This is a genomic window from Massilia norwichensis (assembly GCF_024753245.1).
Lineage (GTDB): Bacteria > Pseudomonadota > Gammaproteobacteria > Burkholderiales > Burkholderiaceae_D > Telluria > Telluria norwichensis.
Map to the genome: position 1 here is coordinate 15,548 of NZ_JANUGX010000034.1, position 23,658 is coordinate 39,205.

23 protein-coding genes are annotated in these 23,658 nt (G+C 68.2%); 13 read left to right on the forward strand and 10 right to left on the reverse strand.

Features of this window, described 5'->3' with window-relative positions:
• Nucleotides 1-127: 127 nt before the first annotated feature.
• The gene (locus NX782_RS22490) at nucleotides 128-1,054 is read right to left on the reverse strand and encodes a LysR family transcriptional regulator (RefSeq protein WP_258847724.1); all 927 of its coding nucleotides are present in this window, start codon (nucleotides 1,052-1,054) and stop codon (nucleotides 128-130) included.
• 109 nt (nucleotides 1,055-1,163) lie between these two features.
• Between NX782_RS22490 and NX782_RS22495 the strand changes: the two genes are divergently transcribed.
• From NX782_RS22495 to NX782_RS22505, 3 genes are all read left to right on the forward strand, one after another.
• Entirely contained in the window at nucleotides 1,164-1,757 is a 594-nt protein-coding gene (locus tag NX782_RS22495; protein ID WP_258847725.1) for an FMN-dependent NADH-azoreductase, read from the forward strand.
• A gap of 17 nt (nucleotides 1,758-1,774) precedes the next feature.
• Nucleotides 1,775-2,656 (forward strand): pirin family protein, encoded by an 882-nt coding sequence (locus NX782_RS22500; protein ID WP_308633078.1) that lies wholly within the window; start codon nucleotides 1,775-1,777, stop codon nucleotides 2,654-2,656.
• Nucleotides 2,657-2,744: 88 nt separating this feature from the next.
• Entirely contained in the window at nucleotides 2,745-3,215 is a 471-nt protein-coding gene (locus NX782_RS22505) for a hypothetical protein (RefSeq protein WP_258847726.1), read from the forward strand.
• A gap of 14 nt (nucleotides 3,216-3,229) precedes the next feature.
• On the opposite strand, the gene NX782_RS22510 is transcribed toward NX782_RS22505, so the two are convergent.
• Nucleotides 3,230-4,396, reverse strand: a complete 1,167-nt coding sequence (locus NX782_RS22510; protein ID WP_258847727.1) for an acyltransferase family protein — start codon at nucleotides 4,394-4,396, stop codon at nucleotides 3,230-3,232.
• 104 nt (nucleotides 4,397-4,500) lie between these two features.
• On the opposite strand from NX782_RS22510, the gene NX782_RS22515 reads away from it, so the two are divergent.
• Nucleotides 4,501-5,478: a succinylglutamate desuccinylase/aspartoacylase family protein gene (locus NX782_RS22515; RefSeq protein WP_258847728.1), complete on the forward strand. Its 978-nt coding sequence runs from the start codon at nucleotides 4,501-4,503 to the stop codon at nucleotides 5,476-5,478.
• Between the two features lie 25 nt (nucleotides 5,479-5,503).
• Here the strand turns inward: NX782_RS22515 and NX782_RS22520 are convergent, their stop codons facing one another.
• From NX782_RS22520 to NX782_RS22540, 5 genes are read right to left on the reverse strand one after another with little or no spacing between them, the layout of a single operon-like run.
• Nucleotides 5,504-5,782 (reverse strand): lipid-A-disaccharide synthase N-terminal domain-containing protein, encoded by a 279-nt coding sequence (locus NX782_RS22520; protein WP_258847729.1) that lies wholly within the window; start codon nucleotides 5,780-5,782, stop codon nucleotides 5,504-5,506.
• Entirely contained in the window at nucleotides 5,775-6,590 is an 816-nt protein-coding gene (locus tag NX782_RS22525) for a phosphatase PAP2 family protein (protein WP_258847730.1), read from the reverse strand. The genes NX782_RS22520 and NX782_RS22525 overlap by 8 nt, the downstream gene beginning before the upstream one ends.
• 5 nt (nucleotides 6,591-6,595) lie before the next feature.
• Complete coding sequence (locus tag NX782_RS22530; RefSeq protein WP_258847731.1) at nucleotides 6,596-8,203, reverse strand: ArnT family glycosyltransferase; 1,608 nt, start codon at nucleotides 8,201-8,203, stop codon at nucleotides 6,596-6,598.
• Nucleotides 8,200-9,210, reverse strand: coding sequence for a glycosyltransferase family 2 protein (locus NX782_RS22535; protein ID WP_258847732.1), 1,011 nt, complete (start codon nucleotides 9,208-9,210; stop codon nucleotides 8,200-8,202). The genes NX782_RS22530 and NX782_RS22535 overlap by 4 nt, the downstream gene beginning before the upstream one ends.
• Nucleotides 9,203-10,213: an NAD-dependent epimerase/dehydratase family protein gene (locus NX782_RS22540; protein WP_258847733.1), complete on the reverse strand. Its 1,011-nt coding sequence runs from the start codon at nucleotides 10,211-10,213 to the stop codon at nucleotides 9,203-9,205. The genes NX782_RS22535 and NX782_RS22540 overlap by 8 nt, the downstream gene beginning before the upstream one ends.
• 219 nt (nucleotides 10,214-10,432) lie before the next feature.
• Between NX782_RS22540 and NX782_RS22545 the strand changes: the two genes are divergently transcribed.
• Nucleotides 10,433-11,179 carry a substrate-binding periplasmic protein gene (locus NX782_RS22545; protein ID WP_258847734.1) on the forward strand — a complete coding sequence of 249 codons (747 nt, stop codon included), beginning with the start codon at nucleotides 10,433-10,435 and terminating at the stop codon, nucleotides 11,177-11,179.
• Nucleotides 11,180-11,191: 12 nt separating this feature from the next.
• Here NX782_RS22545 and sugE read toward each other — a convergent pair whose 3' ends face one another.
• Entirely contained in the window at nucleotides 11,192-11,512 is a 321-nt protein-coding gene (gene sugE / locus NX782_RS22550; RefSeq protein ID WP_258847735.1) for a quaternary ammonium compound efflux SMR transporter SugE, read from the reverse strand.
• A 139-nt stretch (nucleotides 11,513-11,651) separates the two neighbouring features.
• Between sugE and NX782_RS22555 the strand changes: the two genes are divergently transcribed.
• The 5 genes from NX782_RS22555 (at nucleotide 11,652) to NX782_RS22575 (ending at nucleotide 17,840) form a co-directional block, all read left to right on the forward strand.
• Complete coding sequence (locus NX782_RS22555; RefSeq protein ID WP_258847736.1) at nucleotides 11,652-12,710, forward strand: alkene reductase; 1,059 nt, start codon at nucleotides 11,652-11,654, stop codon at nucleotides 12,708-12,710.
• Nucleotides 12,711-12,893: 183 nt separating this feature from the next.
• Nucleotides 12,894-15,539: an aminopeptidase N gene (gene pepN, locus NX782_RS22560; protein WP_258847737.1), complete on the forward strand. Its 2,646-nt coding sequence runs from the start codon at nucleotides 12,894-12,896 to the stop codon at nucleotides 15,537-15,539.
• A gap of 73 nt (nucleotides 15,540-15,612) precedes the next feature.
• Nucleotides 15,613-16,320: a hypothetical protein gene (locus NX782_RS22565; protein WP_258847738.1), complete on the forward strand. Its 708-nt coding sequence runs from the start codon at nucleotides 15,613-15,615 to the stop codon at nucleotides 16,318-16,320.
• A gap of 112 nt (nucleotides 16,321-16,432) precedes the next feature.
• On the forward strand, nucleotides 16,433-17,302 hold the full coding sequence (locus NX782_RS22570) for an endonuclease/exonuclease/phosphatase family protein (protein ID WP_258847739.1): 870 nt from the start codon (nucleotides 16,433-16,435) through the stop codon (nucleotides 17,300-17,302).
• A 100-nt stretch (nucleotides 17,303-17,402) separates the two neighbouring features.
• Nucleotides 17,403-17,840 (forward strand): acyl-CoA thioesterase, encoded by a 438-nt coding sequence (locus tag NX782_RS22575; protein WP_258847740.1) that lies wholly within the window; start codon nucleotides 17,403-17,405, stop codon nucleotides 17,838-17,840.
• Between the two features lie 6 nt (nucleotides 17,841-17,846).
• On the opposite strand, the gene NX782_RS22580 is transcribed toward NX782_RS22575, so the two are convergent.
• Entirely contained in the window at nucleotides 17,847-19,085 is a 1,239-nt protein-coding gene (locus NX782_RS22580) for an AMP-binding enzyme (RefSeq protein ID WP_258847741.1), read from the reverse strand.
• Nucleotides 19,086-19,283: 198 nt separating this feature from the next.
• Here NX782_RS22580 and NX782_RS22585 point away from each other — a divergent pair, with 198 nt between their 5' ends.
• From NX782_RS22585 to NX782_RS22595, 3 genes are read left to right on the forward strand one after another with little or no spacing between them, the layout of a single operon-like run.
• On the forward strand, nucleotides 19,284-19,676 hold the full coding sequence (locus NX782_RS22585) for a phosphonate transporter (protein ID WP_258847742.1): 393 nt from the start codon (nucleotides 19,284-19,286) through the stop codon (nucleotides 19,674-19,676).
• Nucleotides 19,673-20,998, forward strand: coding sequence for a sensor domain-containing diguanylate cyclase (locus NX782_RS22590; RefSeq protein WP_258847743.1), 1,326 nt, complete (start codon nucleotides 19,673-19,675; stop codon nucleotides 20,996-20,998). Before NX782_RS22585 ends, NX782_RS22590 begins: the two co-directional genes overlap by 4 nt.
• Entirely contained in the window at nucleotides 20,988-22,763 is a 1,776-nt protein-coding gene (locus tag NX782_RS22595) for a putative bifunctional diguanylate cyclase/phosphodiesterase (protein WP_258847744.1), read from the forward strand. The genes NX782_RS22590 and NX782_RS22595 overlap by 11 nt, the downstream gene beginning before the upstream one ends.
• A 1-nt stretch (nucleotide 22,764) precedes the next feature.
• Here the strand turns inward: NX782_RS22595 and NX782_RS22600 are convergent, their stop codons facing one another.
• Nucleotides 22,765-23,619 (reverse strand): aldo/keto reductase, encoded by an 855-nt coding sequence (locus NX782_RS22600; protein ID WP_258847745.1) that lies wholly within the window; start codon nucleotides 23,617-23,619, stop codon nucleotides 22,765-22,767.
• Nucleotides 23,620-23,658 lie beyond the last annotated feature (39 nt).

A 23,658-nucleotide genomic window follows, 5' to 3' on the forward strand; every position in this document is an offset into this window, starting at 1 on the left:
TGTCGTTCCCGTGCAAACGGGAACCCATGCTGAGGTACCGGCCCTAGTCAGCCGGCGACACGAAGGCAGCTCCGAGGTCACGATTTCTGGTGTTCAGTATGGATTCCCGCCTGCGCGGGAATGACGGCTAGGCCGCCCTGCTCTCCGCCTGCTGCCGCACCCGCGCACAACAGGCCTCATCCAGCATATCCAGGAAGGCGCGGGTCTTGGCCGGCATCAGGCGCCGTCCCGGGAACACCGCCCAGCCGGTCGCCGCCGGCAAATCCCAGTCCGGCAGCACGCGCACCAGTTCCCCCTTCTTCAGCATCGGTCCCGCGAACAGGTCGGAACTGGCCGCGATGCCGGCGCCGCCGCAGGCGATGCGCGCCAGCAGCTCCGGCGAATTCGCCGTCAGGCGCGCCGTCACCTGGCGCTCCCAGCGCGTCTTGCCGCGCTCCAGCACCCATTGCGCGGCCCCACCGTTGCGGCTCAGGATACACAGCAGGTCGTGGCTCAAGAGGTCGTCCGGATGCTCGGGCAGGCCGCGCTGCGCGATATACGAAGGCGCCGCATACAGGCCGAAACGCTCCAGCGAGACGCGGCGCGCGTTCAGGGTCGAATCCTCGGGCAGGTCGCCCATGCGGATCGCGATGTCGAAGCCCTCGGCGACCAGGTCGACCCGGCGCGGCGACAAATCCAGCTCCAGCGACACCGCCGGATAGCGCGCCAGGAAGCGCGACATCATCTCGGTCATGCCGAGGTTGGCGAAGTCGCCCGGCATCGAGATCCTCAGCTTGCCGCTTGGTTCGGCCTGGCGATGCAGGGCCAGCGCGCCGGCCGCATCGACCTCTTCCGCCACCTTGCGCGCGTGCTCGAGCAGGCTCTCGCCGAACTCGGTCAGCACCAGCCGACGCGTGGTGCGCTGCAGGAGGCGCTCGCCCAGGCAAGCCTCAAGCATGGCGATGCGGCGTGACACCGTCGATTTCGGCAAGTCCAGGCGCTGGGCCGCCATGCTGAAACTGCCGGCCTCGACGATGCGGGCGAAAAGCAGCAGGTCATTCGGTTCGAGGTGCATGATTGTTCCACCGGTTGAATAATGTTATCCATTCTAGCGTCTTCCGCGCGATGAATGGAACCGCTAAAGTGTCTCCATCGATACACCAACCGACCCAAGGAAACGAACCATGAACATCCTGCAGATCAATTCCAGCGTCCGCGGCGCCAGCTCCGAATCGAACCGCGTGGCCGGCAACATCGTCGCCAAGGTGAGCGCCGCCAACCCGGGCGCCAAAGTGGTCGTGCGCGACCTGGGCGCCAACGCCCATCCGATCCTGGACGAAGCCGCCCTGGGCGCCCTGTTCACCCCGGCTGAGCAGCGCACCCCGGAACAGGCTGCCCGCGTGGCCCTGGACGACGCGCTGATCGCCGAAGTGCAGGCTGCAGACGTGGTCGTGATCGGCGCCCCGATGTACAACTTCGGCATGCCGATCCAGCTGAAGACCTGGTTCGACGCCATCGCCCGCGCCGGCGTCACCTTCCGCTATACCGAAAGCGGTCCGGAAGGCCTGCTGAAAGGCAAGAAAGTCTTCGTGGCGACCGCCCGCGGCGGCATCTACCCGGAAGACGCGGACCCGCAAGTGCCGCACATCCGCATGCTGCTGAACTTCCTGGGCATGACCGACTCGACCTTCGTGTACTCGAACGGTCAGTCGATGGGTCCGGATGCGGCCAGCAAGGGCCAGGCTGAAGCCGACGCCGTCGTCGCTGCCATCGCCTGAGTTTTAGGGAGATCGAGATGGAACAGCAAGTGGCAGTGGAAGTCGCACCGGAGCGCGTGGAACGCAGCCGCCGCATCGAGCGCGTACTCGGCGGCCAGTTCGTTATGGATGGCGCGGGCGTGAAGATCAACCGCGTCCTCACCCAGCCGCTGCAGCGCCGTCTCGATCCCTTCCTGATGCTGGACGCCTTCGGCAGCGACAAGGCCGGCGACTACATCGCCGGCTTTCCGGAGCATCCGCACCGCGGCTTCGAGACCGTCACCTACATGCTGGCCGGACGCATGCGCCACCGCGACAGCGCCGGCAACGAAGGCCTGGTCAGCGATGGCGGCGTGCAGTGGATGACGGCCGGCCGCGGCGTGGCCCACTCCGAAATGCCGGAGCAGAACGAAGGCCTGATGGAAGGCTTTCAGGTGTGGCTCAACCTGCCGGCCAGGGACAAGATGTGCGCGCCCTGGTACCGCGACATCCCGGCCGAGGAAGTGCCGCGCTTTACGCTGGCGTCGGGCGCCGCGGTGCAGGTGATCGCTGGCCGCACGCATGGCGTCGAGGGCGCCGTGCAGCGCGAAGCGACCCAGCCGCTGTACCTCGACATCCAGCTGCCGCAAGGCGTGGAATTCGAACAGCCGCTGCCCGCCGGGCACAACGCCTTCTTCTACGTCTACCGCGGCGAGGTGGTGGTCGATGGCAAGGCGGTGCCGCAGGCGCGCATGGCCATCCTCGACAATGCCCAAGGCGCCGACGGCGTGCGCATCAAGGCGGACGTGGACACGCGCCTGATCCTGATCGCCGGGCGTCCGCTGAACGAACCGATCGCGCAGTACGGCCCCTTCGTGATGAACACGAATGCCGAGGTGTTCCAGGCGGTCGAGGACTACCGCGCCGGGCGTTTCGGCTGACCGACCGTCCTCTTGTGTTTTACCGCGCGGGCGGGCGAAGCACCTTCGCCCCCTGCGCTTCTGTCTTTTCTTCCGCTACACTAGCGGCATGCCGCTGATAGACCAACTTGCCACCTTGCTCGGGCGCGCCAGCCGCGCACTCGGGTTCGATTCCGCCGACGCCTTCCCGCCGGGCCACCGCTACGCGCACACGCGCTGGGACAAGGCCTATTTCGACATTCCCTCCGACTGGAAACCCGAGCGCATCGAGCAGGCCATCGCCGAGGCCATCACGAATACGCCCAGCGTGTTCGGCTACATCGCGCACCCGACCCCACGCATGCAGCGCGCCCTGCTCGGCGTGATCCACGGCCGCCTGCGCCGCGGCGGCACGCCGCCCAACGAGCTGCTGGCGATGCTGATCGAGGCCTACGCCAGCCCGCGCACGCCGGAAGCGGTGCCGGGCCTGCGCGCCGCCATCGCCGCTACCTTCGGCTACGATCCGTCGATGCGGGTGGCGCACCTGGCGGCCTGGCTGGCGGACATGCCGGCCGCTTTCGACGTCATCGACGCCGGCTGAAACCCGGCCCTCCTTCACCCGACAGTGGCGGGCAGCCGCGTCGGCGCGGCATTGCCCGGCACGTAGCGCTCGCGCAGCCACATGAAAGGCATCTCCACCACCCGGAACAGCAGCCAGCCCGCCGCCGCCGATGCCGCCAGCGCCACCGCGATGGTGAGCGGATGGCCGGGGTCGAAGCCGGCCTCGCCCAGCGCCTGCCCCGCCAGGACGCTGACCTGCTTGTGAATCAGGTAGATCGCGTAAGACCACAGCGCCAGACTGGAAGCGCCCGGGACGCGGATGCGGTGCAGCGGCGAATCCGGCGCCAGCGCCGCCAGGATCAGCAGCGCGCAGCCCAGGGCCAGCAGCGGAAAGCCGAACACGCTCGTCCACAGGCCATAATGATCGACGAGGAACCAGCGCAGGGCCAGGCCGGATGTCAGGATGCCGGCCCCTAGCAGCAGCTTGCCCTGCCCCATCAGGCGCGCCCACAGGGCGCCATGGGACTGCCTCAGCAAGGCCAGCGCCACGCCTGCCAGCAGCTCGTCGTAGCGGCACAGGCTCGCGTAATACAGATGCTTGTAATAGAAGTGCAGCCAGTTCCCTGCCCCCTGTCCCTGCAGCCAGGTGTCGGCGCGGATCGCCATCCCGGCGCCGAAGGCCAGCGCGATGGCGGCCCAGGCCCAGCGGATCCCGGCGCCGCGCCGGCCCAGCGCCACCGCCAGCAGGGCGCAGGCCGGCAGCAGCATGTAGAACTGCTCCTCGATGCACAGCGACCAGGCGTGCGAGAAGACCGTGCCCGGTTCCAGGCCGATGTTCTGGGTGAAGCTGAGGTACTGCCATAGCGGCAGCATCGGCGCGCTGCCGCGGAAGGCCGGCCACAGCGCGTACAGCGCCAGCACCGCATAGAAGTTCGGCAGCGTGCGCAGCAAGCGGCGCGCGTAGAAACGCGTCAGGGACAAGCCTTCCGGGCGGCGCATGGCCTGGAAGATCTGGTTGCCGATCAGGTAGCCGGACAGCGCGAAGAACAGGTCGACGCCGACCCAGCCGATCTCGCCGACCCAGCCGAAGGTGGCATCGAAGCTGACGAACAGTACGTAATGATGCAGCACCACCAGCGTAACGGCGAGCGCGCGCAGGGTGTCGAGGCCGTTGACACGAAGTGAGGCGCGCAGTGAGGCGCGCTGTGATGACCGGCTCATGTGGAGGATCGTCGACGAAAACGCCGGATGATGCCACGCCGCCCTCCCTCGCGCCAGGCTTTCCCGATAAAATGCCGGATCGATATTTTCTTGGAACACTCAGCATGAGCGCCGCCGCAAGCCAGATGCATTTCAAATCCGTCAACTATACGGGCCAGGGTCCGGGTCCGCGCGTCATCATCATGGGCGCGACCCACGGCAACGAGATCTGCGGCACCCAGGCCATCGGTCGCGTGATGGCGGAACTGGACGCCGGCGCCCTGCGCATCGTGAACGGCAGCGTCACCTTCGTTCCCATCGTCAACCCGCTGGCCTACGCCAAGAATACGCGCTCGGGCGACCGCAACCTGAACCGCGACCTGTCGCCGAAGGAAAGTCCGCAAGACTTCGAAGACCGCGTCGCCAACTGGCTGTGCCCGCTGCTGGCCCAGCACGACGTGCTGCTCGACCTGCACTCCTTCAATGCCGCCCACGGCGAGCCTTTCGTGATGGTCGGCCCGCTCGACAACGACGGCACCCTCGAACCTTTCAAGCACATGCGCGAGGAGCGTGCGCTGGCGCGCCGCCTGGGCGTGCGCCGCTTCGTGACCGGCTGGATGGCGGCCTACGGCGGCGGCGTGCAGCGCCGTTCTCGCGGCAATGCGGCCGAACTCGAAACCGTGCTGCGCTACGGCATGGGCACCACCGAATACATGCGCAGCACCGGCGGTTACGCGCTGACCCTCGAATGCGGCCAGCACCTCGATCCGCAGGCGCCGGAAGTCGCCTACCGCGCCATCATGAACACCCTGGCCCACCTGAAACTGATCGACGCCCCGGCACCGGAACCGGTTCCGTTCGAAGAGATGGAAGCGCTGCAGATGGTCGTCGTCCACGACAAGCTGGACGCCGGCGACCGCTTCACCCGCACCTGGGCCAGCTTCGACCCCGTGCAGGAAGGCGACCAGATCGGCGTGCGCGCCGACGGCACCCCGGTCACGGCCGAGTTCTCGGGCCGCATCCTGTTCCCGGACACGAATGCCGCGCCGAACCACGAGTGGTACTACCTGACCCGTCCGAATCCGCAGTTCGGTCGCGAGTAAGCCCCAACGCCGCCATGGGGCCTTGTCAGGCGCTCTCCGTTCGGGCCTGTTCGGCACGGATCAGGTGCAGATTGCGCAGATAGATCGCCACCCCCAGCCCCTGGCCGGCAACGAAGACGGGGTCGCGCCGGTGTATCGCGTACACCAGCAGCACCAGCGCGCCCGCGATGCTCAGGTACCAGAAAGCGACCGGGATCACGCTGCGGCGTTCCCGCTCGCTGACGAACCATTGCAGCACAAAGCGCCCCATGAACAATGCCTGGCCGCCAAACCCGACCAGGAGCCACCAGCCTTCCTCACCCATCGGTCCTCCTTCCGATCTGCAGGCGCGGCAGCATGCGCGCCATTTCCCACCCGCCCCACAGCAGACAAACCAGGCCGACCGCACGCTGCGCAGGCAGCACCGCCGGGATGCCGAGATGCCCGCTCACCAGCAGCGCAGCCGCCACCGCGGCCAGCAGCAGACCGGCCAGCATGCCCGCGATGCCCGAGGTGCGCCAGCCCCAGCGCGCATGGATTGCCAGCCCTAGCCAGGCGCCCAGCCAGCCGCCCAGCATGCCCCACAGGATGTCGGCCGGCCAGTGCACGCCCAGCATGATGCGCGACAGGCTGACCAGGGCCCCCAGTACCAGCACCAGCGCGCGCAGCGGCCCGCTGTTGGTGACGCCCATGACCCAGATGCCGGCCATGGCAAATGCCGCCGCGGCGTGCCCGGACGGAAAGGACACACGCCGGTATGCCGGCCCAGCCTGGTAGAACTGGTCCGCGGCCAGCGCCGCCAGCGGGCGCGGCAGGTCGATGACCTGCTTGGTGACCTGGGTCCACAGGGCGGCGAAGACCGCCGCTACCAGCGCCGCCCAGAAGCAATGCGGCCAGCGCCGGATCAGCGGCAGCACCAGGGCCAGCGCCACGGCACCGTCGCCGAACATCGTCAGGTGCAGCCAGAACAGTGAGCCCAGCGCATGGCCGGCATGGTTCAGGGCCAGAAACACGGGCTGGTTGCCGCCCGCCGCCAGCAGCAGTGCCAGCAGCGCCAGCGCGGCGGCCGGCGGTAGCCACACCCAGGACGAGCCATAGGCAGGACGGACGGAAGGGCGAGTGGCCAGCGCCATGGCTCTTATCCGGAAATGCGGGCCAGCACGATGCCGCCCTTGCGGTACAGTACTTGGGCAGGACCGAGCGCGGCCAGCGCATCGCTGCGGGTGAGGATGATCTGTCCCGGGCGTGGCTGCGGCATGGCCGGCGTTAACGCGCCGCGGTAGAACGAGAAACTCGGCACGTTGATGCGCCAGCTGTGCACCTCCCAGCCGGCGCTGCGCGCCAGCAGCGCGGCTTCCTTGACCGGCGCCTGCTGGATTGCGGCGGCCGCCGGCAGCAGCAGGCCGCCCAAGGCCAGCGAACACAGCAGTGCAGAAGCGGCCAGGCGCCGCCACAGTGCCGCGCCGCGCCACAAAGCCAGTACCAGAGCGGCGCCCAGCAACACCGCGGCGCCGAATTGCCACCCGGGCCCGAACGCCTCGCCCTGCCCGAGCGCCTCGCGCACGTAGAGGTTGCGGATGCCGGGCGCGAAGCGCTGCAGCAGCCAGGGCAGCGCCGCGACCGTCCCCAGAAAGAAGAGTGGCGGCACGAAGGCCAGCAGCTTCGAACGCAGCGCATCGCGCCGCTGCGCCATCAGGATGAACAGCGGCGTGGCGCCATACAGCAGATAGTGCGGCAGCTTGGTGCCGGCCAGCGAAAAGAACACGAAGACGAACAGGAACCAGCACCACAGGAAGCAGTCGAGCGGCGACGCCCGCAACCGCCCCAGCCCGGACAAGCTGCGCAGGAACAGCCCTGTGTAGGGCAGCAGGAGCAGCAGGATGGCCAGCAGGTAGTACAGCAGGCTGCCGCTGTGTCCCTGCAGCGGCGACATGAAGCGCTCGACATTGTGGCGCATGAAGAAGCCGGCCAGGAAGGCATCGCCGCGCCGGCTGTATTCCAGCAGATACCAGGGCGCGGCAACCGCCAGCAGGATCCCCCAACCGACCGGGTCGCCTACCGCCCGCCACCAGTCCTTGAAGCGCTTTTGCAGCGCGAAGGCCAGCAGGCTGGCCGCGCCCGGCACCAGCAGCGCCACCGGCCCCTTGGTCAGCAGGCCAAGGCCGATCCACAGAAAGGCGCGGCGCCGCCAGGCCGGGCGGCCATCGGCGGCATGGCGATAGATGTCGAACATGCTCAGCGCGAGGAACAGGTTCAGCAGCGCGTCGGCGATCGCACCGCGCCCGATCACGCCGACACCGACCGTGCTGGCGGCGATGAAGGCGGCCGCATAGCCGGTATCGCGGTCGAGAAAGCGGCGCGTGAAGGCGAGGATCGCCAGGACCCAGGCGCAGGCGGCCAGCGCGGACGGCAGGCGCAGCGCGAATTCGTTCAGGCCGAAGGCGGTCACGGAGGCCGCCTGCAGCAAGTAGATGAGGATGGGCTTGTCGAAGCGCGGCTGGCCGTTCAGCCAGGTGGAAACATAGTCCCCGCGCGCGAGCATCTCGCGCGTCGCTTCGCTGAAGGCGCCTTCGTCGACGTCGAACAGGGGCATGGTGCCGAGATGCAGGAACAGCCCGAACAGGATGGCGGTCGCCAGCAGCAGCGGCTTGCCCGCAGCGCGCAGGCCGGCGCGGCGGGCAAGCCGGCGCTCGCGCGAGCCCATGCCGCGTTGGACGGCCGCGCTGCGCAGCGGGCCGCTCCTCATCGCCGCTCCATCCTGCTGGGCAGCGGATTGCCGCCGGGCGTGGCATCGCCGACGCCGCCCAGGGTTTCGCGCACCAGGTAGGTCCGCGCCGCCCCGGCCTCGAAATAGATGCGGGCCAGCATTTCGGTGACGATGCCCGTGCAGACGAACTGCACGCCGATCACCACCAGCAGTATCCCCAGCAGTAACAGCGGGCGGCTGGCGATGGCCTCGCCCTCCCCCAGCTTGCGCCAGGCCAGCCAGCCCAGCGCACCCATGCCGGCAAACCCGCAGGCCAGGCCGATGCGGCCGAAGAAGTGGCCGGGGCTGGCGCGGAAACGCACAAAAAAATACATGGCCAGCAGGTCGAGCAAGACCTTGAAGGTGCGCGACAGGCCGTACTTGGAGCGTCCATGTATGCGCGGGAAATGGCTGACCTCTTCCTCGCGGATGCGGGCCGGGTCCGTCACCGTCGCCATCCAGGTCGGAATGAAGCGGTGCATCTCGCCATACAGCCGAACCTCGCGCAGCACCGAGGTCCGGTAGACCTTCAGCGAGCAGCCGTAATCGTGCAGGCGCACGCCGGTAACCGCGGCGATCAGGCGGTTCGCCAGCATCGAGGGCAGCCGGCGCAGCCAGAAGCCGTCCTTGCGGTCGCGGCGCCAGCCGACCAGCAGGTCGAGGTCTTCGTCGAGCAGGCGGCGCACCATGCGCACGATGTCGTGCGGGTTGTTCTGCAGGTCGCCGTCCATGGTGGCGATCACGCTGCCGCTGGCGGCGTCGATGCCGGCCTGCATGGCCGCGGTCTGGCCGAAGTTACGGCGCAGGATCACCGCGGCCACGTGGCGCGGACTACTGGCCACGGCTTCGCGAATGCGCTCGGCCGTGCGGTCGCGGCTGCCGTCGTCGACCAGGATCAATTGCCACGGCCAGGGCGAAGCCGCCATTGCCGCCTGCACCTGGGTGGTCAGCGGCAGCACGTTGTCTTCTTCGTCGTGCATGGGCACGACCAGCGACAGCCTATGCATGGCAGGCCTCGTGCTGCCGGAACCACGCCACGAAGCGGGCGATGCCGGTGCGCAGCGGCGTGGCCGGGGTCCAGCCTATGGCCTGGCGCAACTCGTGAGTATCGGCACAGGTGGCGGCCATGTCGGCGCCCGGCATCGGACGTGCCAGCCGCTCGGCACGGCGGCCAAGCTCGCCTTCGAGCGCGTCGATGAATTCGGACAGCTGCACCGGCTGCTGGTTGCCGACGTTGTAGATCCGGAACGGCGCATGGCTGGTGGCCGGGTCCGGGTGCAGCGGATCGAAGTCGGGGCTGGGTGCAGCCGGCCGCGTGGCCAGGCGCAGCACCGCCTCGACCACGTCGTCGACATAGGTGAAGTCGCGCAGCATGTGGCCGCCGTTGTAGACCTCGATCGGGCGGCCGGCGGCGATGGCCCTGGCGAACAGCATGGGTGCCATGTCCGGCCGGCCCCAGGGCCCGTAGACGGTGAAGAAGCGCAGCCCGGTGGTCGGCAAGCCGTAGAGGTGGCTGTAGCTGTGCGCCAGCAGCTCGCCGCTGCGCTTGGTGGCGGCGTAGACGCTGACCGGGTGGTCGGCCGGATCGTGCTCGTTGAACGGCAGGCGGCGGTTGGCGCCGTAGGTGCTGGAGCTGCTGGCGTAGATGAGGTGGCCGACGCCATGGCGGCGGCAGCATTCCAGCACGTTGGTCAGGCCCACGACGTTGCTCATCACCGATTCGTGCGGATGCTCGGACGAGTAGCGCACCCCGGTCTGGGCCGCCAGATGGATCACCAGTTCGAAAGCATGTTCGCCGAACAGCGCCTCCAGCGCGGCGCCGTCGGTGAGGTCGAGGCGGCGGAAGCGCAGGCCCGCAGCATTCCCCAGCGCGGCCAGGCGCCGCTCTTTCAGGCCGGGCTCGACGCAGGGGCCGAGATGGTCGATACCGACCACTTCACGCCCGTCCGCGAGCAGGCGCCGCGCCACATGCATGCCGATGAAGCCGGCCACCCCGGTCAACAGGATCATCGGTTCTCTCCTCGGTGGGGGCCGTTTGCCCCGATTCGCTACCGAGTTTAGGGAGCCGGCGCAGCGCTTATGCCGAACGGATCAAACGTGCGCGCATCGCGCTGGAATGGGCCATCCGCTGGAGAAATTGATTGACGCGCAGTCTGTACGCGCTTCATGCGACAATCCTGCGCCTGTAAAAAAACAAGAACGATCACGATGAAGAATTGGAGAACAGCATTGCTGCGCCTGCCCGCGCTGGCCCTGGGCCTGGCGCTGACCGGCGCCGCATGGGGTATGGAGGTGCGCATCGCGGCCCAGGAGGCGATCGCGCCGAAGTGGATTGTGCAGCCTACGCGCGCGACCGGGATCTGCCCCGATTTCATGGCCGCGATCGAACGGGTCGAGCCGCGTCTGCATTTCACGGGCTACCGTCGCAGCCGCTCGCTGCCGGCCATCGAGGCCGGCCTGGAAAACGGCAGCCTGGATGCCGCCTGTGCGCTGATCGCCTCGCCGCGCCGCCAGGCGGTCGCCATGCCGGTCGGCAAAGCCGTGTACCTGAGCCGCCACCTGCTGGCGGCACGTGCCGGCGACACAGCCGTCGTGCGCGACGTGCGCGACCTCGTCAGGATGGGTGCGCTGGTCACCAGCCAGCGCCGCTCGGTGTTCACGGACCAGCTCAAGGCGGCCGGGGTGCAGGTCGACGACGCCACCGACGACAACGGTGTCAACCTGCAGAAGATGTTGGGAGGACATGGCCGCTTTGCGTATGTCAACGAGTTGACCCTGAAGCGCTACCTGCGTACGCAACAGCTGGACGGACGCGTCCGCGTGCTGCCGGCGATCATGAGCGGCCAGCCCTCGCATTTCTGGGTCAGCCGCAAGGCCGACCCGCAACTCGCCGCGCTGCTCGGCGCCGCCATCGACACGCTCAAGGCCACCGGCGAGCTGGAGCGCATCTACGCAAAGTGGGCGGCGCAGCCCTGAACCGCCTGCCGCTCAGGTCGGCGTCAGCAGTTTCAGACCGACGATGCCGGCCACGATCAGGCCGATCGACAGCAGGCGCAGCGCGCCGGCCGGCTCGTTCAGCATCATCATGCCGAACACCGCGGTGCCGACGGTGCCGATGCCGGTCCAGATGGCGTAGGCGGTGCCGAGCGGCAAGGCACGCAAGGCCAGGCCGAGCATGCCGACGCTGCCCGCCATCGTCGTCAGCGTGAACACGGACGGCCACAGTTTCGTGAACCCGGCCGTGTATTTCAGACCCACGGCCCAGGCCACTTCCAGCAGTCCGGCAATCACCAGGTACGCCCAGCTCATCGGCTTCTCCACTCGTCTACACGCAAAAGGGCCGCAGTATAGCACCGCGTAAATCGGGGCGGTCTCGGCAGGAATTCCGGCGCTGGCGTAAGATGGCCAGCCCTTACTGAATTCTCAGTCAACAAGAACAGGAGTACCCATGACGACGTTGTTTGACCCCTTGAAAGTCGGCGCCCTGGAGTTGCCGAACCGTATCGTGATGGCGCCGCTGACCCGCTCGCGCGCCGAAGGCGGCGGCCGGGTGCCGAACGCCATGATGGCCGAATACTACGCGCAGCGTGCCTCGGCCGGCCTGATCCTCTCGGAAGCGACCTCGGTGACGCCGATGGGCGTGGGCTATGCCGATACCCCGGGCATCTGGTCCGACGAACAGGTCGAAGGCTGGAAGCTGGTGACGGACGCCGTGCACAAGGCCGGCGGCCGCATCTTCCTGCAGCTGTGGCACGTGGGCCGCATCTCCGATCCGATCTTCCTGAACGGCGACAAGCCGGTGGCACCCTCGGCGATCAAGCCGGCCGGCCACGTCAGCCTGGTGCGCCCGATCAAGGACTACGAGACCCCGCGCGCGCTGGACCTGGAAGAAATCCCGGGCATCGTCGCCGCCTACCGCAAGGGCGCCGAGAACGCGAAAAAAGCCGGCTTCGACGGCGTGGAAGTGCACGGCGCCAACGGCTACCTGCTCGACCAGTTCCTGCAGGACAAGACCAACCAGCGCACCGACGCCTATGGCGGCTCGATCGAGAACCGTGCGCGCCTGATGCTGGAAGTGACCGACGCCTGCATCGCCGTCTGGGGCGCCGACCGCGTCGGCATGCACCTGGCACCGCGCCGCGACTCGCACGACATGGGCGACTCGACCCCGCTCGAGACCTTCGGCTACGTTGCCCGCGAACTGGGCAAGCGCGGCATCGCCTTCATCTGCGCACGCGAAGCGCTCGGCGACGACCGTCTGGGCCCGGCGCTGAAAAAAGCCTTCGGCGGCGTCTACATCGCCAATGAAAAGCTGACCAAGGAAAGCGCGGAACAGCTGCTGAACAGCGGCGAAGCCGACGCGGTTGCCTGGGGCCAGTGGTTCATCGCGAACCCGGACCTGCCGGCACGCCTGCGGCAGAACGCGCCGCTGAACCCGGCCCGCCCGGAGAAGTTCTATGCGCCGGGTCCGGAAGGCTATATCGATTATCCGGCCCTGCAAGCTTAAGCTTCGACACCTTTCCCACCGCCCTTCGACGTATGCATACATATGTCGAAGGGCGATTTCTTTCCCGATCAGGCCGCTTCAGCAGCAAAAATTCTTCGTCCCGGGGCCCATACCGATACGAATAACATTGCCGACATGCTATTCTTGCGCGAATTATTTCTGTCATTCGCCGCAAGGATAACTGTGAACACCTCTGCTCTTCGCCTGATGCCGCTCGCCATCGCCGCCGCGCTGGCTTTTGCTCCCGCCGCCCACGCTGCGACCGCCTCCGCGCCCCGCGCCGAGAACGCCTTCCTGTCGCAGCAGGACGCGGCCGCCCGCGCAGCGCGCGTGGCGAACGTCGACTACGTGCTCGACTTCACGCTGACCGGCAAGGAAAGCTTCGGCGGCACCACGACCCTCAGCTTCGACCTGAACGACGCCTCCAGCCCGCTGACCGTCGATCTCGACAAGGCCACCGTCAAGTCCGTCACCGTGAACGGCAAGAGCGTCACGCCGCAGTACAACGGCTGGTTCGTCACGCTGGCGGCGAAAGACCTGGTCAAGGGCCGCAACACGGTCGCCATCGTCTACGAGCGTCCGCACAGCACCAATGGCGAAGGCCTGCACCGCATGGTCGACCCGGTCGACGGCCGCGTCTATACCTATTCGCACTTCGAACCGGCCGCCGCGCACCAGATGTTCGCGGTGTTCGACCAGCCCGACCTGAAGGGTACCTACCAGGTCAACGTGACGGCGCCGGCCGACTGGGAAGTGATCTCGACCACGCGCGAGAACAAGGTCGAGGCCGGCGGCGAAGGCAAGCGCTGGACCTTCCCCAGGACCAAGAAGCTGAGCCCGTATAACTTCTCGATGCACGCCGGTCCCTACAAGAAGTGGGAAGACAACAGCGGCAAGTACCCGATGCGCCTGTTCGCGCGCCAGTCGGTGGCGGCGCAGGTCAAGCCGGCGGAGTGGTTCAAGTACACCAAGTCGGGCCTGGCCTTCTTCGACGAGTACTTCGGCATCCCCTACCAGTTCGAGAAATACGACCAGATCCTGGTGCCGGACTTCCTGTACGGCGCGATGGAAAACGCCGGCGCGATCACCTTCGCCGAAGCGGGCTTCATGTACAAGGCCGACATGACTTCGGAGCAGCGTGCGCGCCTGGCGGGCGTGATCATGCACGAGATGGCGCACCAGTGGTTCGGCGACCTGGTCACCATGAAGTGGTGGAACGGCCTGTGGCTGAACGAAAGTTTCGCGTCCTTCATGGGCACGCTGGCGACGGCCGAGGCGACCGAGTTCAAGGACGCCTGGCGCGCCTTCTACTCGCAGGGCAAGCAGGGCGCCTACATGCAGGACCAGCAGTCGACCACCCACCCGATCGAGGTGCCGGTGCCCTCGACCCAGAACGCCTTCGACAACATCGACGCCATCACCTACTCGAAGGGCGCGTCGACGCTGATGCAGCTGCGCCACCTGCTGGGCGCCGAGGTGTTCCGCAAGGGCGTGCACAACTACCTGGTCAAATACCAGTTCCGCAATGCCACGCTGGACGACTTCATCGGCAGCCTGGGCCAGGCCGCCGGCCGCGATCTGAAGGGCTGGACCCAGGAGTGGCTGTACCAGCCGGGCGTGAACACGATCGCCGCCAATTACAGCTGCGCGAACGGCAAGATCAAGTCGTTCAGCCTGGAGCAAAGCGCCAGCAAGCAGTTCCCGACCCTGCGCGAGCAGCGCGTGCAGGTCGCCAGCTTCCGCATGGACGGCAAGCAGCTCAAACTCGACAAGAACGTCGCCATCATCTACAAGGGCGCGAAAACGGCAGTGCCGGGCATGGTGGGCGCCGCCTGCCCCGACCTGGTCTACCCGAACTACGAGGACTGGGGCTTCGTGAAGGTCCAGCTGGACAAGCGCTCCTTCGACACCGCGCGCGCCAGCCTGGCCGGCGTCGACGATCCGCTGCTGCGCGCGATGCTGTGGCAAAGCCTGTGGGACGGCGTGCGCGATGCCAAGCTGCCGCTGAACGATTTCATCAGCACCGCACTGAACAACGCGCCGCAGGAAAAAGACTATACCCTGCTCGGCGATGTGCTGGGCAAGGTGGGCGCCGCCAAGCGCTACCTGAGCGCGATGGACCCGAACAGCGCCTACGCCGTGCAAGCCGGCCGCCAGCTGGAAGAGATGGCCTGGAACGCCGCCGTGGCCGCGAAGGGCAACGACGACTTCCAGCGCCGCTGGTTCGGCGCTTACCTCGGTCTTGCCAGCTCGCGTCCTGCGCTGGACCGCCTCGCAAGCCTGTTGGAAGGCAAGCAGACCCTCGAAGGCCTGAAGATCAACCAGGACCTGCGCTGGTCCATCATTGCGCGCCTGAACCGCTACGACTACCCGGGTGCCGCCGCCCTGGTCAAAGCCGAACAGGAACGCGACAAGTCGGACAGCGGCCAATCCGCCGCGCTGGCCGCCACCGTGGTCCGTCCGGATCCGGCGGTGAAGGGCGAATGGCTGGGCACGATCCAGGACACCAAGACCAAGCTGCCGTTCTCGAAGGTGCGCACGGCCATGGGCGCCCTGTACCCGGCCGAGCAGACCGCCCTGGCCGAGCAGACCGCCGAGCAGCGCCTGGCCAAGCTGCCGGAGCTGGACAAGAACGCCGGCCCGGTCTACATGCGTGCCTACGGTCCGAGCATGATTCCGGCCAGCTGCAGCCCGGCCAGCGTCAAGCGCCTGGAAGCGGCCTCCGCGCAGATGAAAGAGCTGTCGGCCGGTACCCGCCGCGCCCTGCTCGACACGCTGGAGGAAGACCAGCGCTGCGTGGCGATCAAGCAAGCCATGACGGCGAAGTAAGCGCATGGTCTACGGCGCCAGCCCGGCAGGTCCCCTTCCAAGGAACCGCGTCGCGCTCGCGCTGATTTTCGGCATGCATATGCTGGCGCTGTTCGCCTGGATGCGGCAGCGCCCTGCTCCCCTGCCAAGCGTGCCGGACCTGCCGCAGGTGGTGACCATCCTGTTGCAGCCATCCCTGCCGCAAACCAGGCCGGAGCCGGCCGCGCCGGTCGAGCCCGGTTATCCGCTTCCGCGACGCAGCGCGCTGCCGCCTGCGATGGATTTCTTCAGGGGGCCGCCTGCGCCCTTGAAGCCGGAGGCGCCTGATGCGTCCGAAGCGTCCGAGCCGGCTGTTGCGCCTGCCGCGCCGGTTGCCGCCCCCTCGCCGCCGTCTGCCAGCCCGCTGGAAAACGCGCGCGCACCGATGAACGTCCAGGACGCCATTCGCGAACAGAAGGAAGCCGAAGGCGGCTTCGGCGCCAGCCTGTCCAGGCGCCAGGCCGGCCGCATCGACCGTGAACTGCGCGGCGGCAAGTCGGGCGTGCCGGACGAGCCCGACACGCCGATGGCGCGCTTCCGGCGCGGGCTGGAAGCGGCCCACGTCGACCGTTCGATGAGCGTGCACTTCGATACCTATACCTCGCCCGACGGCACCATCTATTACCGCAAGCGGATCGGCAACAGCGTGATCTGCCGGCGCAGCGGCAACATCGGGCCGCTGGGCATGAAAGGCATGGAGATGGGCGGCGAATCGGCGGACAAGGTCCGCTGCCCGAGCGGCGTGGCCTGGACCAGGGACTGATACCCGACCACGGATACGCCGGGATGTTCCCCGGCGCACGCCTGAGCCGGATCAGTCCCGCATGCCGGTCCGCGTTTAGTCTGGATGCTTCGACAGTCTTGAGAGAAGCGCCATGCTCAGCATCCTCAGCTGGAACATCCAGTCCGCCCGTGCGCCCGCCGGCGGCGCCGACCTCGACGCCGTGCTCGCCGGCCTCGAACGCTTTGCGCCCGGCGCCGACGTGCTGTGCCTGCAGGAAGTCGCCTGCGGCTTTCCGGCCCGCGATGGCAGTCCAGGCGGCGACCAGTTCGCCGGCCTGGCGCGGCGCCTGCCCGGCTGGCATTGCGCGAGCGCCTATGCGGTCGACACCCTGGCCCCCGACGGCGGCCGGCGCCGGCTCGGCAATATGGTGTGCTCGCGCCACCCCATTCTGCAGGTGCTGCGCCACTCGCTGCCCTGGCCGGCCGACCTCTCCCTACCGCCGGTGCCGAGCATGCCGCGCATCGCGCTCGAGACGACGCTGGACACGCCGTCCGGCCCGCTGCGCCTGCTGAACGTCCACCTCGAATACTTTTCCGAGACCCAGCGTCTGGCCCAGCTTGATGCCCTGCGCCGGCTGCAGAGCGAAGCCTGGACGCATGCCTGCAGTCCGCCCGCCGATGCCGGTCCGGGTGGCGATCCCGACTCGCCCTTCGCCTTCGTCCCGCGGCCTGCCGCGGCGCTGCTGCTGGGCGACTTCAACATGCTGCCCGGCTCGCGTTCCCACCGGGCCCTGCTGGAACCCTTCGGCGACGCCACCCCACCCTGGCGCGACGCCTGGCAGCTCGTCCACCCAGGCCGGCAGCATGCGCCGACGGTCGGCCTGCACGATCCGAACGGCGCGCCCTTCACCTTCGACTACGCCTTCGTCAGCAACAACCTGGCCCAGCGCGTACGTGGACTGCGCATCGGACAACTGGCCTGCGGTTCCGACCACCAGCCGCTGCTGCTCGAGCTCGACTGACAGCTTGCCGTTCCCGCAAACCGTTTCCTGGCGTGTCGCATGGCCGAGCTGTAGAATGGCCGGCTTGGAGCACCATCGCCACCGCCAGGAAGGAAGCATTTTGAACTGGGATTATCCGAACCCCTTCACGCTGCCGCGCACGCCCGAGGCCGCCGACATCGACGGACTGAACCACACCAACAATGCCGTCTACGTGCGCTGGTGCGAACAGATCGGCTGGGCACATTCCGAACAGCTGGGACTGAGCCTGGAGGATTACCGGCGCCTGGACCGCGCGATGGCGATCCGGCGCGGCGAATACGATTACATCCTGCCCACCTTTGCAGGAGAAAAACTCACGCTGGCCACCTGGCTGGTGGGCGGCGACGGCAAGCTGTCGATGGAACGCCGCTTCCAGCTGGTGCGCGACAGCGACGGCGCCACCGTGCTGCGCGGCCGTTGGGACCTGGTCTGCATCGACATCGCGGCGGGCAAGCCGCGTCGCATGCCGCAGGCTTTTCTCGATGCCTACATGCCGGCCATCGTTGCCACCAAGTAGATCGCTTTATGTGTCGATGATCCAGTCCGCGGGTTTACCGCTGGCTTGCCGCGGCAGGCGTTCGCCGAAGCTGATCGCGGCCGGCCGTTCGGGCGTGCTCAGGCGTTCGGCGCACCAGGCCAGCAGCGCCGCATGCAGCGCTTCATGCTGTGCCTCACCGCTCCCGTCCGCCGGGACCACGAAAGCCTTCAGGCGCCGTCCCTCGTCGGGCCGCATCAGGCGCACCGAAGCTTGCGCCACGCCCGGGTGCATGCACAGCACCTCGGCCACATACGCCGGGAACACGTTGACGCCGCCCACCTGCACCGCCCCGTCGATGCGCCCGAGCGGACGGAAGCGGCGCAGATCCTCCCATGCCAGCTTGTCCTGCAGCGGATAGCGGACCGTGCCGCCGTCCGGCAGCGAGCGCGCCAACTCGCCCTCGCTGTCCGTGCGCGACCAGTAAGGCAGCAGGCCGAAGGCATCGTCGGCGGCGAAGCGCCAGCCCACCCCGGCCGTCTCCGAACTGCCGTAGACCTGCAGCAGGCGCAGGCCGGCATCGGCGAGTTCGCGCGCCAGCGGCGCCGGACATGGCGCCGTCGAGCTGGTGCCGGTCACGTCGCCGGCAAAGCGCGGCGCCAGGCGCGCGGCCTGTTCCCACCAGCCCGGGTGGGCGACGATCAGGTCGCCGGGGCGCGCCTCGCGCAGGACGGTGGCGGGCGTGGCGCTGCGCAGGTCCAGCACGTCTTCGATCCCCAGCGCGCGCGGCACCAGCACCGTGAACAGGAACCCGTAGATGTGGTGGCTGGGCACCAGGCTCAGGATGCGCCGCCTTCCCGGCAGCAGCCCCGCCAGCGCCACGGTTTCCTGCCACAGCAGCGCCAGCGCGTGCGTGCAGCGCTTCGGACTGCCCGAACTTCCCGACGTGCGGAAAGTGAGCGGCATGCCGCCGCCGCACAGGCCTGCGCGCGCCGCCGCCACCCAGTCGTCCAGGCAGGGCCGCGCCAGCAGCCGGGCGTCGATCTCGGCCCGGTCCAGGTGCAGCGCCTCGGCCAGCGCCGTGCCCATGCCGAGCAGCTCCAGCGAATCGGCGCCCAGGTCGCGGACGAACTCGAGCCCGCCCGGCCACGGCAGCGCCGGCGCCGCGCGTCCGGGCCGGGCCTGCGCCAGCTCGGCCGCCAGCAGGTCGCTCACGACACGCTGCACCGCCGGCAGGCTCTGCCACCAGTCGACATTGCCGCTCACGGGAGGGAAAAGGTCGCTCATATCCGGAACTTGTCTATATAAGTGTGTGTTCAAAACGCCGCAAATGGTGCAGCGTGGCCGCATGCATGTCAAATCCGTACTAGGCTTGGGCCAATGTCACACCGCACACGATTGAATTTGACATGCGGAAACTGACATGTCACCATCCATTTCTTGACTGCAACAAACTTCCCTTCTCATCAACAAGAGAGCGCCGCCATGAATGCCGCCACCGACCTGTCCTTCGCCACGCCCAACCTGCACGGCCAACTCGCGCAACTGAGCCAGGAGCAACTCGACCGCCTCGATTTCGGCGTGATCGGTTTCGATGGCGAGACGAACGTCTGCAAATACAACCAGACCGAGTCCGATGCCGCCGGCCTGACCGCGCCGCGCGTGCTGGGCCAGCCGCTGTTCACCAACGTCGCGCCCTGCCTGAACAACTTCATGGTGGCCCAGCGCTTCGAAGACGCGCAGGACGACAGCGCGGCGCTCGACGACACCATCGACTACGTGCTGACCTTGCGCATGCGTCCGGTGAAAGTCAAACTGCGCCTGCTGGCCGCGCCGGGCACCGGCGAACGCTACGTGCTGGTGCAGCGCAAGCTGTGAGCAGCGACGCCCACGCCCAGCTGGCGGCCGAGCACGAAGCGCTGATCCAGTTCCTGTACCTGGCCCCGGTGGGCCTGGTACAGACCGGTATCGACGGCGAGATCGTGATGATCAATCCGATCTCGGCCCAGCTCCTGATGCCGCTGTCGCGCGACGGCTGCCTCACCAATCTGTTCACCGCGCTGGAAGACGTGGCCCCCGAGCTGCGTCACCTGTGCGCGCACTTTACGCGGCCGAACGGCATGATCTGCGACGGCCTGCACATCCACCTGAACAGCGGCGCACCGGCTGCCCGCACGCGCGCACCGCATGTGCTGTCGCTGAGCCTGATGAAGCTGGACGGCGCGCGCCTGATGGCGGTGCTGTCGGACGTCAGCGAACAGGTGCGCCGCGAGCGCCAGCTGCGCCAGAGCGACGCCTGGCTGAACGCCCTGCTCACCAGCATCACCGACTATGCGCTGGTCGGCCTCGACCGCCAGGGCCGGGTCAGCGACTGGAATGCGACCATCGGCCGCGTCACCGGTTTCACGCCCGCGGTGGTCGGCCAGCCGTATTCCGTGTTCTACCCCGGCGATGCCACCACGCTTGAACAGGTGCAGGACCGCCTGCGCGAAGCCGACGCCAATGGCTGGAGCCTGGACGAAGGCCCGCGCCTGCGCGCCGACGGCAGCCGGTTCCTGGGCAGCACCATGATCTCGCCGATCCCGGACCTGGATCCGGACAGCATCGCCGAGGGCGAAACCGCTTATTGCCTGGTGCTGCGCGACGTCAGCGAGCAGCGTGAGCTGATCGACACGCGCCGCAAATCGGCGTTCTCCGACCATCTGACCGGCGTCGCCAACCGCCGCGCCTTCTTCGAGGCCGCCGAACTGGAACTGACGCGCAACCGCCGCACGCCGCGGCCGACCGCGCTGATCCTGTTCGACGCCGACCACTTCAAGCAGATCAACGACCGTCACGGCCACCCGGCCGGCGACCAGGTGCTGTGCCAGCTCGGCAAGGCGCTCTCGAACACCTTCCGCCAGGTCGACGTGGTAGCGCGCGTGGGCGGCGAGGAATTCGCCGTGCTACTGCCTTCTTCGACCCTGGCCGGCGCCCGGACCGTTGCCGAGCGCCTGCGCGAGCTGGTCGCGGCCGAGCCGGTGATGTGCGATGGCGTACCGGTATCGGTCACGATCAGCGCCGGCATCGCCGCCGTCGACGCCGGCGAGCACCTCGACCTCGACACCCTGATCAAGCGCGCCGATCGGGCGCTGTACGCCGCCAAGGCGAACGGACGCAATCGCGTCGAATGCTGGAGCGGAGACCACGATGCAGCCTGAAATCCAGACGGGCACGCCCGACGCCTATGAAGCCCTGATCCAGTTCCTGTACCGCGCCCCGATCGGCCTGGTGCAGGCCAGCCTGGACGGCACCGTCGACATGCTCAACCCGATGTCCTCCAGCCTGCTGATGCCGCTGGTGCGCGACGGCAGCATGGACAACCTGTTCACCGTGCTGGCCGGCGTCGCGCCGCAACTGCGCGAGCTGACCGAGAACTTCAGCGCGCCCTCCGGCGCGGTCTGCGAGGGCCTGCGCCTGCAGCTGGGCGAGGCCGCCGGCCATGGGCCGCAATGGCTGTCGCTGTCGGTGCTGAAGCTCGACCCGACGCGCCTGATGGCGGTGGTGACCGACGCCACCCACGAAGTGCAGCGCGAGCAGGAAAGGCTGGCGCGGCGCCTGAAGACGGCGGCCCGCACCGACGCCCTGACCCGCATGCCGAACCGCGAGGCGCTGCTGGAACAGGCGCAGCAGATGCTGGGACGCACCACGGGCGGCAATGGCGGCCGCAACGGCTTCGCGCTGCTGTTCATGAATTGCGACCGCTTCCGCCAGATCAACGACGCCCACGGCCAGGCCGCCGGCGACCGCCTGCTGGTGCAGATCGGCGAGCGCATCCGTGCCACGCTGCGCCCGCCCAGCGACCGCATCGCCCCGAACGCCGGCAGCGGCCAGCTCGCGGCCCGTGTCGGCGCCGACGAATTCGCGGTGCTGCTGGACGGCCTGCGCAGCCGTGACGACGCCGAGAAGATCGCCGCGCGTCTGCTCGAAGCGCTGGCGCGCCCGTATCAACTGGCGGGCGGCCAGGAGCTCGCCTGCAAGCTGTCGATGGGCCTGGTCTGGGCCGCCGATGCGAGCGACCTGGCCGGCGAGATGCTGCGCGACGCCAGCATCGCGATGGTCGAGGCCAAGCGCGCCGGCGGCAATGTCTGCACCATGTTCGAGCCGGCCATGCGCGAGCGCGCGGCGCGCCGGGCGGACATTGAATCGGATCTGCGCCAGGCCCTGGTCGAGGACCAGCTGTTCGTGGTCTACCAGCCGGTGGTCGGCCTGCGCGAGGATGGCGGCACCGACCTCTCGGCCGGCGTCGAGGCCCTGGTGCGCTGGCAGCATCCGGTGCGCGGCGTGGTGCCGCCTTTCGAATTCATCCAGGTGGCCGAGGAATCGGGCCTGATCGGCGCGCTCGGCGACTTCGTGCTGCGCCGCGCCTGCCGCGACTTCATGGCCTGGCAGCGCGAGCTGGGCGATCAGGCGCCGCGCCTGATGGCAGTGAACCTGTCGCGCGCCCAGCTGGGCCAGCCCGACTGGCCGGCGACGGTGCGCGCCATCCTCGCCGCGGAAGGCATGCGTCCGTCCCAGCTGCAGCTGGAAGTGACGGAAAGCCTGGCGGCCCAGGACCAGCAAGTCCAGGACCGTCTGCACGAGCTGAAGGCGATCGGCATCACGCTGGCGCTGGACGATTTCGGCACCGGCTATTCCTCGCTCTCCAGCCTGCACCAACTGCCGGTAGACACGGTCAAGATCGACCGCTCCTTCGTCTGCCAGGCCGATACCAGCCAGCACCACCGCGTGCTGATCGAGGCCACCGTGAAGGTCGCCCAGAGCCTGGGCATGAACACGGTGGCCGAGGGCATCGAGACCGAAGCGCAGGCGGCTGCCGTGCGCGAGCAGCAGTGTGCCAAGGGCCAGGGCTACCTGTTCAGCCGGCCGCTGACATCGCCGGCTTTGCTGGACTGGTTGCGCACCTCGATGCAAATCGCGGCCTAGGCTAGCGCATCGCCAGCGGCTGTCTCCGGCGCGGCGTCGGGAAGCCTGCGTCGAGCTGGGCCAGGTCCTCGGCGGTCAAGGCCGGCGCCAGGTCCAGCGCGGCGCGGTTCTCGCGCACGTGCTGCGGCCGCACCGCCTTCGGAATCACCACCACCCCGTCCTGGCGCAGCAGCCAGGCCAGCGCCACCTGGGCCGGCGTCACGCCATGGCGGCGCGCCACGGCCTTCAGTTGCGGCTTGCCGAGCAGGCCGGCCTGCGATGCCGGGTCCGACTCCAGCGGCGAATAGGCCATCACCGGAATGCGGCGTTCGCGGCACCACGGCAGCAAGTCCCATTCGATGCCACGCTGGGCCAGGTTGTACAGCACCTGGTCGGTGGCCACCAGTTCGCCGCCGGGCAGCTTGCTCGCTTCCAGCATGTCGTCGAGGTCGAAATTGCTGACCCCGAAGTCGCGGATCTTGCCCTGCTCGCGCAGGCGCACGAAGGCCTCCAGCGTTTCCGCCAACGGCACATTGCCGCGCCAGTGCAGCAGGTAGAGGTCGATGCAATCGACCCGCATCCGCCGCAGACTGCGCTCGCAGGCCGCCTGCACGCCGCGCCGGTCGGCGTTGTGCGGGTAGACCTTGCTGACCAGGAAGACCTCGTCGCGACGCCCCGCGATCGCCTCGCCGACGACTTCCTCGGCGCCGCCCTCGCCGTACATCTCGGCGCTGTCGATCAGGGTCACGCCGAGATCGAGGCCCAGGCGCAGCGCGGCGACTTCTGCGGCGCGGGCGGCAGGATCTTCGCCCATGTTCCAGGTGCCCTGGCCGAGCATGGGGATTCGGCTTCCGGATGGCAACAAATAATCTGTCATGCGCTCTCCTTTGCGTAAAAGCCGACGATACACCGTTTG

Coding starts and splice junctions, on each gene's coding strand:
- NX782_RS22490 (WP_258847724.1), bottom strand. CDS start 1,054: ATGCACCTCGAACCGAATGACCTGCTGCTTTTCGCCCGCATCGTCGAG.
- NX782_RS22580 (WP_258847741.1), bottom strand. CDS start 19,085: ATGAGCGACCTTTTCCCTCCCGTGAGCGGCAATGTCGACTGGTGGCAG.
- NX782_RS22570 (WP_258847739.1), top strand. CDS start 16,433: ATGCTCAGCATCCTCAGCTGGAACATCCAGTCCGCCCGTGCGCCCGCC.
- sugE (WP_258847735.1), bottom strand. CDS start 11,512: ATGAGCTGGGCGTACCTGGTGATTGCCGGACTGCTGGAAGTGGCCTGG.
- NX782_RS22505 (WP_258847726.1), top strand. CDS start 2,745: ATGCCGCTGATAGACCAACTTGCCACCTTGCTCGGGCGCGCCAGCCGC.
- NX782_RS22495 (WP_258847725.1), top strand. CDS start 1,164: ATGAACATCCTGCAGATCAATTCCAGCGTCCGCGGCGCCAGCTCCGAA.
- NX782_RS22540 (WP_258847733.1), bottom strand. CDS start 10,213: ATGATCCTGTTGACCGGGGTGGCCGGCTTCATCGGCATGCATGTGGCG.
- NX782_RS22515 (WP_258847728.1), top strand. CDS start 4,501: ATGAGCGCCGCCGCAAGCCAGATGCATTTCAAATCCGTCAACTATACG.
- NX782_RS22535 (WP_258847732.1), bottom strand. CDS start 9,210: ATGCATAGGCTGTCGCTGGTCGTGCCCATGCACGACGAAGAAGACAAC.
- NX782_RS22510 (WP_258847727.1), bottom strand. CDS start 4,396: ATGAGCCGGTCATCACAGCGCGCCTCACTGCGCGCCTCACTTCGTGTC.
- NX782_RS22530 (WP_258847731.1), bottom strand. CDS start 8,203: ATGAGGAGCGGCCCGCTGCGCAGCGCGGCCGTCCAACGCGGCATGGGC.
- NX782_RS22555 (WP_258847736.1), top strand. CDS start 11,652: ATGACGACGTTGTTTGACCCCTTGAAAGTCGGCGCCCTGGAGTTGCCG.
- NX782_RS22525 (WP_258847730.1), bottom strand. CDS start 6,590: ATGGCGCTGGCCACTCGCCCTTCCGTCCGTCCTGCCTATGGCTCGTCC.
- NX782_RS22595 (WP_258847744.1), top strand. CDS start 20,988: ATGCAGCCTGAAATCCAGACGGGCACGCCCGACGCCTATGAAGCCCTG.
- NX782_RS22565 (WP_258847738.1), top strand. CDS start 15,613: ATGCATATGCTGGCGCTGTTCGCCTGGATGCGGCAGCGCCCTGCTCCC.
- NX782_RS22600 (WP_258847745.1), bottom strand. CDS start 23,619: ATGACAGATTATTTGTTGCCATCCGGAAGCCGAATCCCCATGCTCGGC.
- NX782_RS22520 (WP_258847729.1), bottom strand. CDS start 5,782: ATGGGTGAGGAAGGCTGGTGGCTCCTGGTCGGGTTTGGCGGCCAGGCA.
- NX782_RS22500 (WP_308633078.1), top strand. CDS start 1,775: ATGGAACAGCAAGTGGCAGTGGAAGTCGCACCGGAGCGCGTGGAACGC.
- NX782_RS22585 (WP_258847742.1), top strand. CDS start 19,284: ATGAATGCCGCCACCGACCTGTCCTTCGCCACGCCCAACCTGCACGGC.